Source organism: Pseudidiomarina terrestris (assembly GCF_030466405.1).
GTDB lineage: Bacteria > Pseudomonadota > Gammaproteobacteria > Enterobacterales > Alteromonadaceae > Pseudidiomarina > Pseudidiomarina terrestris.
The window spans coordinates 105999-122958 of the sequence record NZ_JAGGJF010000003.1 but is presented as its reverse complement, the minus strand read 5'-3'; the positions used below and the strand labels follow the sequence as shown (position 1 = coordinate 122958).

The window sequence follows — 16960 nt, the reverse complement described above, 5'->3', positions numbered from 1 at the left end:
CTCCTCGGTTTTTTTTCAGTATACCCATAATGTGCGGCCTTTGCCCGCCAATTACAACCGCAATCCCCACCCAAAGAAAGGGCAGCCCTTCCTATTTTAAGGGCTGCCCTTTCTTATACATACATACATGAATGTTTGATTGTGATCGGGTATAATGTGGGCGAGTTGTCTAAGTTGAGGTGGAATGTGGTTCGACGTACAAAAGCGGATGCGCTAACGACTCGTAACGAGTTGCTTGATGCGGCTGAGCGTTTATTCAGTGAGCGCGGGGTTTCCAATACCTCGATGATGCAAGTCGCAGAAGCCGCGGGGGTTACGCGTGGGGCGATCTACCATCATTTTGAGAACAAACTGGACCTGATCCATGCCTTGATGGAGCGGGTCAGTTTACCCGTGGATGAGATGCGCGATGAATTGCGCAAGGAGCACGAAAACGCTCCATTGCACCAGCTTCGTGAGCGTTGTCTAAATATCGTGCATCAGGTGCAAAACGATCCGCACATGCAGGCATTGGTTAATATTCTCTGCCATAAGTGCGAATACGTTGAAGATACACTACCTATTCACTTGCGCCATCTGAGTGGTCGCAATGAGTGTATTGATGAGTGCGTGAAGCTGGTCGAGCAGGCGCAAGCGCAGGGTTCGGTCGCTGCTGATCTTGACCCGCGTCTGACGGTGATCAGCATGTTCGGACTGATTGATGGTTTGTTTTATAACTGGCTACTGGATACCCAGTACTTTGATTTGATGACGGCTGCGCGCAGTGGACTCGACAATTATCTGCGCGGGATTAGCAAGCAGGGTGCTTAGCCCTGCTTGTCCTTGCGAATGCTTTTTTTCCAACCTTTGTACTTATGATGCACACCCCTGGTGAGCGATTGAAAATAGTCTTCCAGTATGTCGACGCCGAATAACACGCCAACCACCACCACCGACAGCTTCATCGCCACTGCCAAATGACCTAAGCCAATAGCCACGCCAACGGAGGCCAACACCCAAATGGTTGCCGCCGAGGTGACGCCAACCACGATGCCGTCGCGGGCCAGCATGACACCAGCGCCGAGGAAGCCGATACCAGTGATGACCTGGCCGATAATACGCGATGGATCAGTGGCGTCAGTCATGATGGAACTGGCACCCACAATGAATAAATAGGTACCTAAGGTGATCAAAGAAGAGGTGCGGATGCCCACGGGCTTGCCGCGCATTTGCCGCTCAAGCCCAACCAGGGTCCCGCAAAACAACGCAGTCCCGATGGCATCCCAGCTGTAAGGCGTGATGTTCAGCAATGCAGCCCAATCCATGGTCATTTTCAGTCTCCCTGACGCATAAACTTACTGAGAAAATCAGTATCCAGTTCGGCAATTTTATCGGCATCGGTTTTCGCAATACTGGCGACCGCAGGGGCAACCCACGCGTCCAGATTACAGAACACGCCGCGCAAATCGTTCATCGAGCGAATCGCACCGAACTGACCCGGCGAAGCGCCAGCTAACAGTACGGTTTTGCCGGCCCATGGATTGGTATCCAGACGCGAGCTCCAGTCGATCGCGTTTTTCAGAAGCGGCGGGATTGAAGAATTATACTCCGGGGTGACCACGATGATTTTACTCGCCTCTTTCACCGCCGTTGCCAGCTTCTGTATATTGCTCGGCACGCCGTTCTCGTCTTCGTAATCACCGTTATAAATGGGTGCGTCGAGTTCTGCTGGTGGATACATGTAGCATTGCACACCATTACTTTCAGCAACTTCAGCTAAACGTTCTTGTAAACGGCGATTGATTGAAGCCTTACGGCTGCTTCCAGCAATAATCAATAAACTCATTCTCGTCCCTCCTGCATAGCTTGTATAAAGGCATCAGATTCTGCGATGGCGACTTCCATTTCTTCGATCAGTTCGGCGACATCGGTTTGCAAGCTGCGGTACTCACCGCGAATCGCATCCACTGCTGCAGCGTTCAGATTATGTTTCAAATACAACACATTATCTTGTAGTTTGTCCAATACTGGATCCATGGTGGCAGCGGCGCGCTCCATGCTTTGCAATAAGCTCGCGTAGCGCCGTTGCGTCTCACGCAGTGAGCGTTCACTCTGCCTGCGCAAGCTATCATTACTGTATTCGTCTAGCTCATCAGCCCACTCATCAAAGAGATCCTGAGCGACACTGTCAATGGCCTCAATGCGGTCATAAACCCGTTCCGCGGCTGCCTTACTGGCTTCATAATCGTCGTTAAGCTTGTTGTACTGGGCTTCGATTTCGCCACCATCAAGCTGCAGCATTTCATCCAGCCGTTGCAATGCCGATTTGAATTCTTCCTGCGCATCCGCCTGGGCATCACGCGCATCGTCCACGCGGTCGACTAAGATATCGCGTTTGTGTACACCTACTTTTTCCATTGCGCCGTAATACGCACTCTGGCAACCGGCCACAGTCAATACCATCGCTGCTACTGCTAACCATCGCATGGCGGATCCTCCTAATAGGGTAATTCGGTTCCGTCCCAGTGTAGCAGTTTGCCACTATCGTCCGTAGTTAAATCTGCAATCACCGCAGCGATGCGACTGGCGGACTTGGCCGGGCTATAGAGCTTATCTTGCGGCAGCCGCTCCTGGAACGGCTTGGATAATTGCGTATCCGTCGTGCCGGGATGGATGGCGGCAATCACCAGCTTTTTGTGACTCCGGCCCAATTCAACGGACGCCGTTTTCAGCAACATATTCAACGCCGCTTTGCTGGCCCGGTAACTGTACCAGCCGCCCAGATAGTTATCGGTAATGCTGCCCACTTTGGCGCTCAGCTGCACCCAAAAGGCGGGCTGTTTGCGCGGCAACTTCGGCAGCAGCTGTTGCAGCAACAGGATAGGTAATATCGCATTCACCTGAAACGAGGCCTGAAGCTGCTCAGCATTCACTGCATCGAGTTGTTTTTCCGGCATGAAGTCGTCATTGTGCAGCACCCCCAGGGTACTGATCACGCCCTGCACATCGTCAAGCTCTGCCAGAGCGTCGCTAATCTGTGCGGGCTGATAACCTTGTACTTGCACGCAGCTCAGCGCATCATGTGTCACCTCAATGGGGTTGCGGCTCCAGGCGGTGACGCGCCAATCCTGATTGAGGTAATGCTCGACCAGTGCCTTTCCCACACCTCCGGAAGCGCCAATGATAAGCACATGCGACTGTTCGTCTGTGGTCATTTTTTCTCCTTAAATCATTGCGGCGAAAACATAAATACCTTGTCTAGCTTTACGCAAGAGCAGCGGTTTGGGATTATAGTAGTATCAAATGAAAGCAAATTAGGGACACCGATGAGTCAGGAACCTGCTGTAAAACCGCCACGCTGGCGCAAGCGCCTTGGCTGTGCGTTCGAGTTTGCCAAGTACTTTGTAAAACGCTGTCTGGATGACAAAGTCACCATCATCGCGGGCCATCTGACCTTTGTCAGCATGCTCGCGCTAGTACCCTTGCTGGTGGTCATGTTCTCAGTATTTTCGGCCTTTCCGATGTTCGATACCCTGCGTCAGGAACTGGAAGACTATCTGTTTGCCAACTTGCTACCGACCTCCGGCGATGAGATCACCGGTTACCTGAACGAGTTCGTCAGTAACGTCTCGGACATGACTGCCATTGGTGTGGTGTTTGTGTTCGTGGTGGCGGTTAACCTGATCTCCACCATTGATGCCACCATGAACCGTATCTGGCGCAATACCAAGCGCCGCCGGGTGGCAGTCGCGCTGGCCGTGTACTGGATGATTCTGACCTTAGGCCCACTCCTCATCGGTTCCGGCATGGCGGTCAGCTCTTATCTGATTTCTCTGGCCACTTTCGCCGATACTTATGTGTCCGGATTTCGTACCACCTTACTTGGCTTTATTCCCGTTGTGACCTCAGTGATTGCGTTCATGCTGATGTATGTCATGCTTCCGAATCGCGTCGTTAAAGTCCGCCATGCCTTCTGGGGCGCCTTGCTTGCGGCAATCTTGTTCGAAGTCAGTAAAGCAGGGTTTGCCGCCTACATTGCAGCATTCCCCTCGTATCAGGCAATTTATGGCGCTTTGGCGGCGATACCGATTCTGTTACTGTGGATTTTCTTATCTTGGACCATTGTTTTAATCGGAGCGGAACTGACCGCCAGTATTGAAGAGTTTTTTGAGGACAGCGATGAAAGCGCTACTGCAACGGGTGACGAAAGCACAAGTTGAAATAAATGGAAATACCGTCGGCAGCATTCAACACGGATTGCTTATTCTGCTTGGCATCAGCCCGACTGATAGCGAGCAGGTGGCCCGCAAGCTGGCCGCCCGGGTCGCCGGATATCGCATGTTCAGCGATGCCGACGATAAAATGAATCTCAGCCTCAGCGATGATAATGGCGAAGCCTTAGTGGTGTCACAGTTTACCCTGGCGGCCGACACCAATAGCGGTCGTCGCCCCAGCTTCTCAAGTGCTGCTCCGCCTGCCCAGGCAGAACCGCTTTATCTGGCATTCGTGGAGGAGCTCAAAGCCCTAGGGATTAGCGTGGCCACCGGTGAATTTGGGGCCGACATGCAAGTGTCGCTGACCAACGACGGTCCCGTCACCTTTTTACTTGATACGGAGAAAAGCTAGCCTATGTATAAGGTGATCACGCCGACCAGCGAGCACGACTGGCAAACCTATTTTGATCTGCGTTATCGCGTTTTGCGTGAACCTTTCCAGCGCCCGCGTGGCTCGGAACAGGATGAGTACGATCAGGTCGGCTACCATCGCATGGTCGTCAATGACGCCGGCACTGCCGTTGCCGTGGGTCGTGTGCACTTTAACAACCCTGACGAAGGCCAGATCCGCTTTATGGCCTCAGCGCCTGAGCATCGCGGCGAAGGACATGGTGTGGCCATCGTCCACGCGCTGGAGCAGCTGGCCCGCAATGAGGGCGCTAAGCATATTGTCATCAATTCCCGTGACAACACGCTGGGGTTTTATCAGAAATGTGGCTATCAGCTGATAGAAGAAGCCGACACCGTCGCCAACCCGGTCGCTGAACATCAGCTGCGTAAGACCTTGACCGAACATAACCGTATCATTTACCGCCCGGACTGGTGCCAGGAACTGCAGGCCACCTGGCATGAGGACATCCCCATCTCCGAGACCATGGGCATTCGCATCAGCCAGTATACCGGCCGCGAATTTGAGACCCACGCCCTGCTATCGCGCAATATTAATGTGCATGGCACCATGTTTGCAGGCAGTATTTATTCGCTTGCCACCTTGACGTGCTGGGGGTTACTGCATTTACAATTGCGCGAACGCCAACTGCAAGGAGCGGTGGTGCTGGCGGATGGTAACATCCACTACCACAAACCCATCACCCGCGAACCCAGAGCGGTGGCGCGCTTAATCGAGATGAACGGCGACCTGTCCAGTCTGGAGAGTGGGCACAATGCGCGTGTGAATCTCAAATCCCAGGTCTTTGACGGGGAACGACCCGTGGCCGAGTTTACCGGGCAGTTTGTGGTACTTGCCAAGAAAAGTTAGAAGGACGTGAACATGAGTGAATCCTTATCCGCCCAGCAGTTGTTACGCATCCGCAGTAAACTTGAGACCGTGGTAAACGGGCAGTCCGAAGGTCCCGCCGTGGACGCAGCCCAGGCGGCCTTACAGCGTCTTCGCAGTGGTGAGTATGGTTATTGTGTGGAATGTGGCGACGAGATTTCCGCCGCCCGTTTAGCAGCAAAGCCTGACGTCGCTCTGTGTGTCGACTGCCAGGCTTTACAGGATGAAGACGAGGACGTTTAAACGTCCTCCAGCACTGCTCCAGTTGTAATCAACTCACCCAACTTACCGCTATAAATCAAGGTCGCCGCGGCTTCAATGTCCGGCGCAAAGAAGCGATCCTGATCGTAATAGGCCACTTTTTCACGCACCCGACCATAGGCTTGTTCAATCAACTCTGAACCATGCAGTGGGCGACGGAAATCGATGCCCTGCGCCGCTTCAAGTAGCTCAATTGCGACAATATCACGAATGTTTTGCGCAATATCGGTCAGCCGGCGTGCAGCAAAGGTTGCCATGGAGACATGGTCCTCCTGATTGGCTGAGGTCGGCAGACTATCGACCGAGGCCGGATGTGCCAACGTCTTATTCTCCGAAGCCAAAGCTGCGGCAGTGACCTGCGCCAGCATAAAGCCTGAATTAACGCCGCCGTCGTTGACCAGAAACGGCGGTAAATTGCTCAGGTGATGATCAATTAACAACGCACTGCGACGCTCGGATAATGCACCAATTTCACTTGCCGCGATGGCCAGAATGTCTGCCGCCATGGCCACCGGTTCGGCATGGAAGTTACCACCAGAAATAATGTCGCCATTATCGTGGAACACCAGCGGATTGTCGGTGACGCCATTGGCTTCGCGGGTCAGAATCGCACTGGCATGTTGCAACTGGTCGTAGACAGCACCCATCACCTGCGGCTGACAGCGCAAGGAATAGGGGTCCTGAACTTTTTCGCACTCTTCATGGTGGCGGGCGATTTCCGAACTGTCGGTGAGTAATTGACGGAAGCTCTCGGCGACCGCAATTTGCCCGGGCTGGTTACGTACTTTATGAATACGCGCATCAAAAGGTGCGCGTGAACCCATCGCCGCTTCGACCGACATCGCGCCGGCTACGATGGCACTTTGGAACACCCGTTCGATCTGGAACAGTCCATGTAGCGCCAGTGCGGTCGATGCCTGGGTGCCATTCAGCAGCGCCAGACCTTCTTTGGGTGCCAATGCCAGTGGCTCCATACCTACTTTTGCCAGGCCTTCCTTCGCCGGGTAAATCTTGCCTTTATAACGCACATGACCTTCACCGATCAGAGGCAGTACCATATGTGCCAGTGGCGCTAAGTCGCCTGAAGCACCTACTGAGCCTTTACTGGGTACACATGGATAGAGTTGCTCGTTCAGCAGCTTCATCAGTGCGTCAATGACGACCTGACGAATGCCAGAGAAACCACAGCTCAGGGAATTGATTTTCAGTAACAGCATCAGCCGTACTACAGTATCATCCATCAATTCACCGGTTCCTGCGGCGTGGGAGAGCACGATGCGGCGTTGCAGATCTTCCAGCTTTTCGGGCGGAATACGGGTATTGGCTAACAGGCCAAAGCCGGTGTTAATGCCGTACACCACTTTGCCTTTGGCCAGCACTTCTGAGACCGTTTCTGACGAGCGCTTAATGGCGACCAGAGCGTCGTCATGCAGCGCCAGCTGTTGTGGCGCTTGCCACCACTGGCGCAACTGGCTGCGTGTTAACGTGCCGGGTTGTAAGGTAAATACTGCCATTACTTGTCCTCCACCATCGGTAAATCCAAACCTTGTTCACGAGCGCAATTGATTGCAATGTCATAGCCTGCATCCGCATGGCGCATCACGCCTGTACCCGGGTCATTCCAGAGCACGCGGCCAATGCGTTCGCCCGCCGCCGGAGTACCGTCAGCCACGATCACCACTCCAGCGTGCTGCGAGTAGCCCATGCCAACCCCACCGCCATGGTGCAGGCTTACCCAGGTAGCGCCGCCTGCGGTATTTAGCAGAGCATTCAGCAGCGGCCAGTCAGATACTGCATCAGAGCCGTCCTGCATGCTTTCGGTTTCGCGATTCGGACTTGCCACTGAACCGGAATCCAGGTGATCACGACCAATAACAACAGGTGCTTTGAGCTCACCACTGGCAACCATCTCATTAAAGGCTTTGGCGATCCGCGCCCGATCCTTCAGACCAATCCAGCAAATGCGTGCGGGCAAACCCTGGAAACTGATGCGCTCGCGGGCCATATCCAGCCAGTTGTGCAAGTGTGGGTCATCCGGGATCAGCTCTTTTACTTTAGCATCTGTCTTGTAAATATCTTCCGGGTCGCCCGACAGCGCCACCCAGCGGAATGGACCAATCCCTTCACAGAATAGCGGTCGAATGTAAGCAGGGACAAAACCCGGGAAGTCGAACGCGTGCTCGACGCCAACATCCTTCGCCATCTGGCGGATGTTGTTACCATAGTCAAGTGTTGCTGCACCGCGTTCCTGCAGTGTCAGCATCGCTTTCACCTGCACTGCCATCGACTGTTTGGCCGCTTCGACGGTGGCTTCCGGCTCGGCTTCCTGTTTGGCTTTGTAGTCTTCCAGGGTCCAACCCTGCGGCAGGTAGCCATGCAGAGGATCATGGGCAGAGGTCTGATCGGTTACGACATCAGGAGTAATGTTGCGCTCCACCAGCTCGGCATAAACGTCGGCCGCATTTGCCAGCAAGCCTACAGAAATCGCCCGTCCCTCTTGCTTCGCCTCTTCCAGTAACTGCAACGCTTCATCCAGTGACGTTGCTTTGTGATCCAGATAGCGGGTACGCAAGCGGAAATCAATACGTGACTCGTCCACTTCAACCGCAAGCATGCTGTAGCCTGCCATGGTCGCCGCCAGTGGTTGTGCGCCACCCATGCCACCCAGACCACCGGTGATAATCCAGCGGCCTTTGGTGTTGCCGTCAAAGTGCTGCTTGGCCACCGATACGAACGTTTCATAGGTGCCCTGCACAATGCCCTGGGAACCAATGTAGATCCAAGATCCGGCCGTCATCTGGCCGTACATCATCAGACCTTTTTTATCGAGCTCGTTGAAATGCTCCCAGGTCGCCCACTCCGGCACCAGGTTAGAGTTAGCAATCAACACTCGCGGCGCATCTTCATGGGTCGGGAACACACCTACCGGTTTGCCAGACTGGATGAGCAGGGTTTCTGTCGGTTGCAGACGATCCAGGACTTCTACGATCTTGTCGTAACTTTCCCAGCTGCGCGCCGCGCGGCCGATGCCGCCATACACAACCAACGCATGCGGATGCTCCGCGACCTCAGCGTCCAGATTGTTCATTAACATCCGTTTTGCAGCTTCCACCTGCCAATTGCAGGTTGTCAGTTCGCCACCGCGTGGCGCACGAATCGTACGGCTCTGATCGAGTCGGGTAAAGCTCATAAAAAGTTCCTCTTTTTTATTCTGAGTCTTAAGATGCGGCCGGTGCAGCACCAAACTGAAGGTGTCCACCAAGACTAAAACGCGAGCCTGGATGGGTCAGAATGGCATACGTCACCACACCCTCCGCACTCCAGGTGCGGCGATGGATACGTAAACAGGGTTCGGGGCGCGCCAATTTCAGCCACTGGCATATCTGTGGGCTCGGCGACACGGCCTCAATTTCATGACTTGCTTCGGTTAACGGCGACACCTCACATAAATATTCATGCGGTGTCAGCTGATGGTAATCCTGTTGCAGATAAGCGCTTGCCAATGCGGGGTTCACATAACGCTCTTCCACCTGCACTGGCAGCTCACCCTCGTAATGGCTGATTACTGAGTGAAAGACGGTGCTGCCCGGACTCAGATTCAACATTTCCGCGATAAGATCTGAGGCAGCTTCTTTGCGCAACACATGCACCTTTGCGTGGTAGTCGTGTTGGCGGGCGCGTATTTCATCGGCAATGTTACGAATCGCCATAAAGGAGGTTTGCGATTTTATCGGCGCAACAAAGGTTCCTGAGCCTTTGGTACGCACCACTAAGCCTTCATCCGCGAGCTCCTGCAAAGCACGGCGCGCGGTCATGCGGCTGACTTTGAACTGCTGCGCCAGCGCATTCTCAGAACTGACCGGGTGATGCTCTGGCCACTCGCCTGAGGCGATTTTGCTGTAGATATGCTGCTTGATTGATGAAAATTTAGCCATCAGATCGCTTACCTTTATGTGGATTCGATTAGGATGTGCTAGAGTGTAGGCAACTGCATTTGTATATACAAGCATATTGAGGGAGAAAGTTGTATGACTCTGGCACATCAGCGCATAAAAAATGTGACAGTTGCTACTTTAGAAGGTGAAGGCTACGGCTTACTGCATGATGCGGTGGTCTGTATTGAGGACGGCAGCATTAGTTACGTTGGCAATGCCAGCAACGCACCTACCGCACCTGCTGAGTGCGATATCATTGACGGTCAGGGCAAGTTGCTGACCCCGGGCCTTATCGATTGCCATACCCATCTGGTCTGGGCCGGCTCACGCGCAGACGAATTTGCGCGGCGCCTGCATGGGGTCAGTTATGCCGAGATTGCCGCCCAGGGCGGTGGTATTGCCGCGACCGTGCGCGCCACCCGCGCCGCTAGTGAAGCCGAACTGGTTGAGCTTGCCACGCCGCGTTTAGCCGCACTCATGGCCGAAGGTGTCACTACCGTGGAGATTAAGTCCGGTTATGGCTTGTCACTGGCGGATGAGCGCAAACAGTTACGCGCCGCCCGGCAACTGGCGAGCGCGAATCCGGTGAGCGTGCAGACCACTTTATTAGCTGCCCATGCGTTACCTCCTGAATTTAAAGACAACGCCGATGCTTATATCGATCTGGTGGTCGATGAAATCCTGCCAACTTTAGCGGGCGAAGGTCTGGCAGATGCGGTGGATGCATTCTGTGAATCGGTCGGCTTTAGTCCGGCACAAACCGAACGGGTATTTGCCAAAGCGCAAGAGTTAGGCCTGCCGGTAAAACTGCATGCAGAGCAGCTGAGTAATCAGAACGGCAGCGCTTTGGCTGCGCGTTATCAGGCATTATCCTGCGATCATTTAGAGCATCTTGATGAAGCGGGTGTGCAAGCGATGGCGAACAGCGGTACCGTGGCCGTACTCCTGCCCGGTGCGTTCTATTTTCTAAGGGATACGAAACTGCCACCCCTTGCGCTGCTGCGTGAATATCAGGTACCGATGGCGTTGGCGACCGATGCTAACCCCGGCACCTCACCCATCCTCAGTTTGCAGCTTATGCTGCAAATGGGCGCCACCTTGTTCCGCATGACCCCGGAAGAATGTTTAAGGGGGGTTACCTGCAATGCTGCAACAGCGCTGGGATTAACCGATCGCGGTCGGGTCCGGGAGGGCTTACGGGCAGACTTGTGTTTGTGGGACTGCCAGGATCCCGCTGAGCTGACCTATCAATTTGGCACCCAACGGCTGGCAGCATGTTGGCATCAGGGTGTCCGTCGCTGATGCCCGTGCAGATAAGCAAGTACTAACTCACTTAGTAACTGGGCGATAGCTGTATCGCCCGCTTCGCGACCCGCCGGGTGTAAACTCGGCGCGGCCTCGGCCAGGTGCAGATAGCGGGTCTGCTTGACCGCCGCCAGCTCTGCAACAAAGCTGTAACCCTGCGCCACAGTTAAGCCGTTAAAGTTAATGGCACTGGCTGGCACTCCCTGCAGCGCATCCACATCAACTTCGATACCCAGCGGACGGCACCAGGCCTCAGCCTGAGCACGCAAGGCCGCCAGTTCTTCGGTCCAATTCGCTTGATAAAGCTGATGCACGCTGGTGTAGGTAAAGCCGGCATTGGCAAGTTGGCGCAGACTCTCGGCGTTGTTCTTGCCCTCGTGCAGACCCACCACATGATAGTTGCCAAGGAAGCCATCGGTGCAGGCGTAACTAAAACCGTTACCACTATGCCGGCCCTCGCGGGAGCGAAAATCCGCATGGGGATCAAGGTTCATGGCTGCAACTTCCGTCGACGTCGCTTCACTCAGGCTACGTAACAACGGATAGGCATTATTATGGCCACCGCCGATCAGAATCACTTCATAGTCAGCTTCAAACAAGGGGAGTAACGCCTGCATGACACGTTGATCAAGCTGGGCGCACAGATCACGCAGCTGGTTCAGTTGCGTTGGATCATTGGTACGTAATGCCGCGGCCTGCTCCTGCAAGTCGTCGCAGACCACCTGTCCGACCATGAGCAGTTCCTGGCAGGCAATAAAGGGGGTCGCCTGCAAATTGCACAGGCCTTTTAATGCCGCGGGCCATGCCGATTCAGCACCACCGCGGCCAAGATTCCCACGCGGACCTATGCTTTCGGGCACGCCAATAATGGCAATGCGCGCACCCTGTTCATAAGCGGAGGCAAGCGCTTCACGGTAGGCGTGAGCGTCGGCAACGTCGGGCAGGGCATGCAGAGTTTGCCCCAGCCGCACTTCGCCTTGGCGTGGTGTACACCACGCACTTGGATCGCAACTCGAAAGGTACATAGGCTTATTCGATATCGAGCGGCTCAGGTGACAAAATGACACCAGTATTATCAGCGTAAATATGATCTTCCGGCAAGAAGGTCACACCACCGAAATTCACGGGCACATCAACCTCACCTACCCCTTCGGCAGAAGCGCCTACCGGGATCGAAGCAACGGCCATAATGCCCATGTCGAGCTCATCAAGAGCATCCACATCACGCACGGCACCGTAACAGATAATCCCTTCCCAATCGTTATCCAGCGCCATTTCGGCGACCGCGATATCGATCAGAGCGCGACGACTGGAACCGCCACCATCGACCAGCAACACTTTGCCGACTCCCGGCTGCTGCACCACTTCTTCGATGACGCCTTTGTCTTCAAAACACTTCACGGTCACAAGCTGACCACCAAAGGACACCCGGCCACCAAAATGGACTAACATAGGCTCGACCACATCGACCATGTCGGGGTAAAGATCGCAAAGTTCCGAAGTATTGTATTCCATTGCCGTTCCCCTGCTGATTACGTCATTAATACGACAAGAATTGTGTCAGCACAGTATAGCCGCTTATTGCCCCATGCAAAAGGACTTAGCAGGGAACAAACCGCGGCCTACCGGCAAGCACTACAGAATGAAGCGACTGAGATCTTCGTCTTGTGCAAGTTGTCCAATATGCTGGTCAACATAGTCAGCATCGATGCGAATGGTTTGTCCGTGCAAGTCACTGGCACCAAAGGAAACTTCTTCCATCAATCGCTCCAGCACTGTGTGCAGGCGCCGGGCACCGATATTCTCGGTCGTCTCGTTCACATGGAAGGCCGTTTCAGCAATGCGCTGAATGCCGTCTTCGGTAAATTCCACGGTGACTTCTTCAGTGCTCATCAGTGCCTTGTATTGGGTCGTCAACGAAGCATTCGGCTCCGTCAGAATGCGCACAAAATCGCCACTGGTCAGTGCATCTAACTCAACCCGGATCGGCAACCGGCCTTGCAGCTCGGGAATCAGATCCGACGGCTTGGTCATTTGAAACGCACCGGAGGCAATAAACAGGATGTGGTCAGTTTTCACCATGCCATGCTTGGTCGACACTGTGGTGCCTTCCACCAACGGCAACAGATCCCGTTGCACACCTTCACGCGACACATCCGGACCGCTGCTGTCAGAGCGCTTACAAATTTTGTCGATTTCATCCAAAAAGACGATGCCGTTTTGCTCAACAGAATGCAGCGCTTGCTCTTTCACCTCTTCCGGATTCAGCATTTTCGCAGCTTCTTCTTCGACCAGCTGCTTAAAAGCATCTTTGATCTTCAGCTTGCGCGGTTTGCTTTTGTCGTTGCCCAGGTTCTGGAACATATTCTGCAACTGCGAGGTCATTTCTTCCATGCCTGGCGGAGCCATGATTTCTACGCCCATTTGCGGCATAGAAATATCAATTTCGATTTCCTTATCGTCCAGCTGGCCTTCGCGCAGCTTTTTGCGAAAGACCTGGCGGGTATTACTTTGTTCGCGCTCGGTCTTTTCTTCGTCAGCCCAACCTTTGGCCGGAGGGAGCAACGCATCCAGAATCCGATCTTCAGCGGCTTCTTCCGCGCGGTAACGCACTTTCTTCATCATCTGCTCACGCGTTTGCTTGACGGCAGTATCGGTCAAATCGCGAACGATCGACTCAATTTCCTTACCAACATAGCCAACTTCGGTGAACTTAGTGGCTTCCACTTTGATAAAAGGTGCGTTGGCCAGTTTCGCCAGACGCCGGGCGATCTCGGTCTTACCCACACCGGTGGGACCGATCATCAGAATATTTTTCGGCGTCACTTCCTGGCGCAGCTCATCGTCCAGCTGCATACGGCGCCAGCGATTACGCAGGGCGACGGCAACCGCTTTCTTCGCGTTATCCTGGCCAATGATGTGACGGTTCAGTTCATCGACAATTTCACGTGGGGTCATATCAGACATTGGCCACAGACTCCTGTTCTTCGATGGTTTGGAAAGTATTGGTATAAACACAGATGTCACCGGCAATGGTGAGCGCGCGCTCAACGATCTCACGGGCATCTAAGTCAGTGGTGTCGAGCATAGCTGTGGCCGCCGCTTGGGCATAAGGGCCACCAGAGCCAATCGCAATCAGGTCACGCTCAGGCTGCACCACATCACCGTTGCCGGTAATAATTAGCGAAGTGTGTTTATCGGCGACCGCCAGTAAGGCTTCCAGGCGGCGCAGGGCGCGGTCAGTGCGCCAGTCTTTTGCCAGCTCCACCGCCGCACGCATCAGGTTACCCTGATGTTGCTCAAGTTTGGCTTCAAAACGTTCAAATAAAGTAAAAGCATCAGCAGTACCGCCAGCAAAGCCAGCCAGTACCTGATCATTGTAGAGACGACGCACCTTACGGGCGTTGCCTTTCATTACGGTGTTACCAAGGGAAACCTGGCCATCGCCGCCGATGACAACTTTATCACCGCGGCGGACAGAAACTATTGTGGTCACAAATACGTCCTCTTTGTTGCGCTATGCAGCAGTTATGAGGGCGAATTCGCTGATTTCAATGGTGCGGCGACAATTGGTTGTCGCCGCATTTGGCGGTTAAAGGTTCCAGTTCCAGATCTGGCAACCATGAATACTGGCGCGCTGCAGCTTGTGCCGCTCCGCTTCAGCATCGCGTTTGGTTTCGTAAGGACCTAACACCACTCGATACCAGGTGTTGTTGTTGGAAGGATAAATTTCACTTTCCAGCCCCTGCAGTGCAATCGCGGCTCGCAGCCGCTCTGCGTCTGCACGCTTACGGAAAGAGCCACACTGCATTAGTTTCGGTGGCCCCAGTTCACGCTCAGGCACGTCCACCTCGACCTCAAGGTTCTCTAACTCTTCAATATACTGCCAGCGTTCTTCGGGCTTTTTCGGCATGGGTGCCGCCACCGGCCCTGTACTACTGGCGGGTGTTTCTGTTACCGGCTGCTGCGTCACCTCGCTGTTGTTGGCGTCCCCGGCATCCTTACCGCCGGCGATGAAGCGTAAACCACCGACAAGTGCCGCCACCAGCAACACCGCCAACAGCACGATCGCCCATGGCACTTTGCGTTGCGCAGCTGCAGCTTTGGCGCCACGCCGGGTTTGTCCTGGCTTGCGTTTGGGCGGCTGTTTACGGTTAGCGTAATCCATACTTACATTCTATCCAGAGTTTCGATACCGAGCAGTTCTAAGCCTTGCTCCAGGGTCTTAGCTGTCAGCGCAGCAAGTTTTAGACGACTTTGTTTGACCGCCGGATCCTCGGCTTGCAGGATTGGACAAGCTTCGTAAAAGCTAGAGAAGGCGCCCGCCAAGTCAAACAGGTAGCCACACAGGAAGTGCGGCATGGCTTTATTGGCCACCGAGTGCACCACTTCATTAAAGCGTACCAGTGTATTGGCCAGGGCTTGTTCACGCTCGTCCTGCAGCATAAATTCACCACTGAGCCCGGTCGGCTCGACGCCGGCTTTGGCGAATACGCTCATCACCCGGGTATAGGCATAAAGCAGATAAGGTGCAGTATTACCTTCAAAACTAAGCATGGTGTCCCAGTCGAAAATGTAATCACTGGTGCGGTTTTTCGACAAGTCGGCATATTTCACTGAGCTGATACCGACCACCTTGGCGACTTGAGCTTGTTCAGCAGTACTCAGTTCTGAGTTTTTCTCCTGTAACAAAGCCAGCGCGCGCGCTTCCGCCTGGTCCAGCAAGTCGGCCAGCTTCGTCACGCCGCCATCACGACTCTTGTACGGACGGCCATCTTTGCCCATAACCGTGCCGAAACCATAGTGGTCCATTTCCAGGTCTTCACGGGCAAAACCAGCTTTTTTCGCCAGGGTGAAAATTTGCTGGAAGTGCAGGCCCTGACGCTGATCCACAAAGTACATCAGATGATCGCCTTTAAGTACATTCTGGCGATAGCGTACAGCAGCTAAATCCGTGGTTGCATACAGGTAGCCACCGCCGGATTTCTGCACGATCACCGGTAACGACTCACCCTCTTTATTCTTAAATTCTTCCAGGAATACACATTGCGCGCCTTGATCTTCGACCAGCAAACCTTGCTCGCGCAGATCCTCAACGACGTTGGCAAGATCGTCATTGTAGGCACTTTCGGCCATAACATCGGCGCGGGTCAGTTGTACGCCCAGGCGGTCATAAACTTCCTGGCAGTGACTAAGGGACACGTCGATGAACTGTTGCCACAAACCGCGACACTTTTCATCACCGGACTGCAGTGCAACGACCAGTTCACGGGCACGGTCAGCAAATTCCGGACTTTCATCAAAGCGCTGCTTCGCAGCTTTGTAGAAGGTTTCCAGGTTGCTCAGCTCCATCGCCAGCTCAGCACCTTCAAGCTCTTCCATATGCGCCAGCAGCATGCCAAATTGGGTGCCCCAGTCGCCGACGTGATTTTGCCGGACCACGGTATGGCCAAGGAATTCTTCGGTGCGCGCGACCGCATCACCGATAATGGCCGAACGTAAATGGCCCACATGCATCTCTTTGGCGAGGTTGGGTGACGAGTAATCGATCACGATACGTTTGGCTTGCGCTGCCGGTTGCACTCCAACACGTGGATCCTGATAGGCCTGCTGCAACTGTTGGATCAGCTGGTCCTGACTCACCACAAAGTTAATAAAACCCGGGCCGGCAAGGTTGGCATCGGCGATTAAATCGTTTTCCGGCAGGGCCGCGAGTAACGCTTCCGCCAGCGCGCGCGGATTCATACCTGCGGGTTTGGCCAGCATCAATGCCAGGTTCGTTGCAAAGTCGCCATGGCTCTTATCGCGAGGACGGTCCAGCTGGATGCGCGGGCTTAGGTCAGCCGGTAGGGTACCTTGCTCTTTCAGGGTGGCCACCGCGGCCGCTAATAACTGCTCCAACTGCTCTTTCATTGCATCCAACCTTATGA

Annotated in this window: 19 protein-coding genes; 6 read left to right on the top strand and 13 right to left on the bottom strand. The window is 54.2% G+C overall.

Annotated features, from left to right (window positions below):
- Positions 1 to 186: 186 nt before the first annotated feature.
- Positions 187 to 810 carry a TetR family transcriptional regulator gene (locus tag J6J34_RS07495; protein WP_301898769.1) on the top strand — a complete coding sequence of 208 codons (624 nt, stop codon included), beginning with the start codon at positions 187 to 189 and terminating at the stop codon, positions 808 to 810.
- On the opposite strand, the gene J6J34_RS07490 is transcribed toward J6J34_RS07495, so the two are convergent.
- Genes J6J34_RS07490 through J6J34_RS07475 form a run of 4 tightly spaced genes read right to left on the bottom strand, consistent with a single transcriptional unit; the run spans position 807 to position 3194 of the window.
- The gene (locus J6J34_RS07490; protein ID WP_301774780.1) at positions 807 to 1304 is read right to left on the bottom strand and encodes an MgtC/SapB family protein; all 498 of its coding nucleotides are present in this window, start codon (positions 1302 to 1304) and stop codon (positions 807 to 809) included. The genes J6J34_RS07495 and J6J34_RS07490 overlap by 4 nt on opposite strands.
- A gap of 8 nt (positions 1305 to 1312) precedes the next feature.
- On the bottom strand, positions 1313 to 1825 hold the full coding sequence (locus J6J34_RS07485) for an NADPH-dependent FMN reductase (protein WP_301722125.1): 513 nt from the start codon (positions 1823 to 1825) through the stop codon (positions 1313 to 1315).
- Entirely contained in the window at positions 1822 to 2466 is a 645-nt protein-coding gene (locus J6J34_RS07480; RefSeq protein WP_301774629.1) for a DUF2959 domain-containing protein, read from the bottom strand. The genes J6J34_RS07485 and J6J34_RS07480 overlap by 4 nt, the downstream gene beginning before the upstream one ends.
- Positions 2467 to 2477: 11 nt before the next feature.
- Complete coding sequence (locus tag J6J34_RS07475; protein ID WP_301774628.1) at positions 2478 to 3194, bottom strand: SDR family NAD(P)-dependent oxidoreductase; 717 nt, start codon at positions 3192 to 3194, stop codon at positions 2478 to 2480.
- Positions 3195 to 3305: 111 nt separating this feature from the next.
- Between J6J34_RS07475 and J6J34_RS07470 the strand changes: the two genes are divergently transcribed.
- From J6J34_RS07470 to J6J34_RS07455, 4 genes are read left to right on the top strand one after another with little or no spacing between them, the layout of a single operon-like run.
- The gene (locus J6J34_RS07470) at positions 3306 to 4199 is read left to right on the top strand and encodes a virulence factor BrkB family protein (protein WP_301722121.1); all 894 of its coding nucleotides are present in this window, start codon (positions 3306 to 3308) and stop codon (positions 4197 to 4199) included.
- Positions 4159 to 4605, top strand: coding sequence for a D-aminoacyl-tRNA deacylase (gene dtd, locus J6J34_RS07465; RefSeq protein ID WP_301722120.1), 447 nt, complete (start codon positions 4159 to 4161; stop codon positions 4603 to 4605). Before J6J34_RS07470 ends, dtd begins: the two co-directional genes overlap by 41 nt.
- A gap of 3 nt (positions 4606 to 4608) precedes the next feature.
- The gene (locus tag J6J34_RS07460) at positions 4609 to 5511 is read left to right on the top strand and encodes a bifunctional GNAT family N-acetyltransferase/hotdog fold thioesterase (protein ID WP_301722119.1); all 903 of its coding nucleotides are present in this window, start codon (positions 4609 to 4611) and stop codon (positions 5509 to 5511) included.
- Positions 5512 to 5523: 12 nt separating this feature from the next.
- A complete protein-coding gene (locus tag J6J34_RS07455; RefSeq protein ID WP_301722118.1) occupies positions 5524 to 5772 on the top strand; it encodes a TraR/DksA family transcriptional regulator in 249 nt (82 codons plus the stop codon).
- Here J6J34_RS07455 and hutH read toward each other — a convergent pair.
- From hutH to hutC, 3 genes are read right to left on the bottom strand one after another with little or no spacing between them, the layout of a single operon-like run.
- Entirely contained in the window at positions 5769 to 7304 is a 1536-nt protein-coding gene (gene hutH, locus J6J34_RS07450) for a histidine ammonia-lyase (protein WP_301722117.1), read from the bottom strand. The two genes, J6J34_RS07455 and hutH, sit on opposite strands and share 4 nt — an antisense overlap.
- A complete protein-coding gene (gene hutU / locus J6J34_RS07445) occupies positions 7304 to 8980 on the bottom strand; it encodes a urocanate hydratase (RefSeq protein ID WP_301774623.1) in 1677 nt (558 codons plus the stop codon). Before hutU ends, hutH begins: the two co-directional genes overlap by 1 nt.
- A gap of 28 nt (positions 8981 to 9008) precedes the next feature.
- Positions 9009 to 9725, bottom strand: coding sequence for a histidine utilization repressor (hutC, locus tag J6J34_RS07440; protein ID WP_301898767.1), 717 nt, complete (start codon positions 9723 to 9725; stop codon positions 9009 to 9011).
- 93 nt (positions 9726 to 9818) lie between these two features.
- On the opposite strand from hutC, the gene hutI reads away from it, so the two are divergent.
- Positions 9819 to 11027 carry an imidazolonepropionase gene (hutI, locus tag J6J34_RS07435; protein ID WP_301898766.1) on the top strand — a complete coding sequence of 403 codons (1209 nt, stop codon included), beginning with the start codon at positions 9819 to 9821 and terminating at the stop codon, positions 11025 to 11027.
- Here the strand turns inward: hutI and J6J34_RS07430 are convergent.
- The 6 genes from J6J34_RS07430 to argS form a co-directional block, all read right to left on the bottom strand.
- The gene (locus tag J6J34_RS07430; protein WP_301722112.1) at positions 11009 to 12055 is read right to left on the bottom strand and encodes a formimidoylglutamase; all 1047 of its coding nucleotides are present in this window, start codon (positions 12053 to 12055) and stop codon (positions 11009 to 11011) included. The genes hutI and J6J34_RS07430 overlap by 19 nt on opposite strands.
- Before the next feature lie 4 nt (positions 12056 to 12059).
- The gene (gene rraA / locus J6J34_RS07425) at positions 12060 to 12545 is read right to left on the bottom strand and encodes a ribonuclease E activity regulator RraA (protein WP_301898765.1); all 486 of its coding nucleotides are present in this window, start codon (positions 12543 to 12545) and stop codon (positions 12060 to 12062) included.
- A gap of 120 nt (positions 12546 to 12665) precedes the next feature.
- On the bottom strand, positions 12666 to 13997 hold the full coding sequence (gene hslU, locus J6J34_RS07420) for an HslU--HslV peptidase ATPase subunit (RefSeq protein ID WP_301722109.1): 1332 nt from the start codon (positions 13995 to 13997) through the stop codon (positions 12666 to 12668).
- Positions 13990 to 14526 (bottom strand): ATP-dependent protease subunit HslV, encoded by a 537-nt coding sequence (hslV, locus tag J6J34_RS07415; protein ID WP_301722107.1) that lies wholly within the window; start codon positions 14524 to 14526, stop codon positions 13990 to 13992. The genes hslU and hslV overlap by 8 nt, the downstream gene beginning before the upstream one ends.
- A 96-nt stretch (positions 14527 to 14622) precedes the next feature.
- Positions 14623 to 15198, bottom strand: a complete 576-nt coding sequence (locus J6J34_RS07410; RefSeq protein WP_301898764.1) for an SPOR domain-containing protein — start codon at positions 15196 to 15198, stop codon at positions 14623 to 14625.
- Between the two features lie 2 nt (positions 15199 to 15200).
- Complete coding sequence (gene argS / locus J6J34_RS07405) at positions 15201 to 16943, bottom strand: arginine--tRNA ligase (protein WP_301722104.1); 1743 nt, start codon at positions 16941 to 16943, stop codon at positions 15201 to 15203.
- Positions 16944 to 16960: the final 17 nt, after the last annotated feature.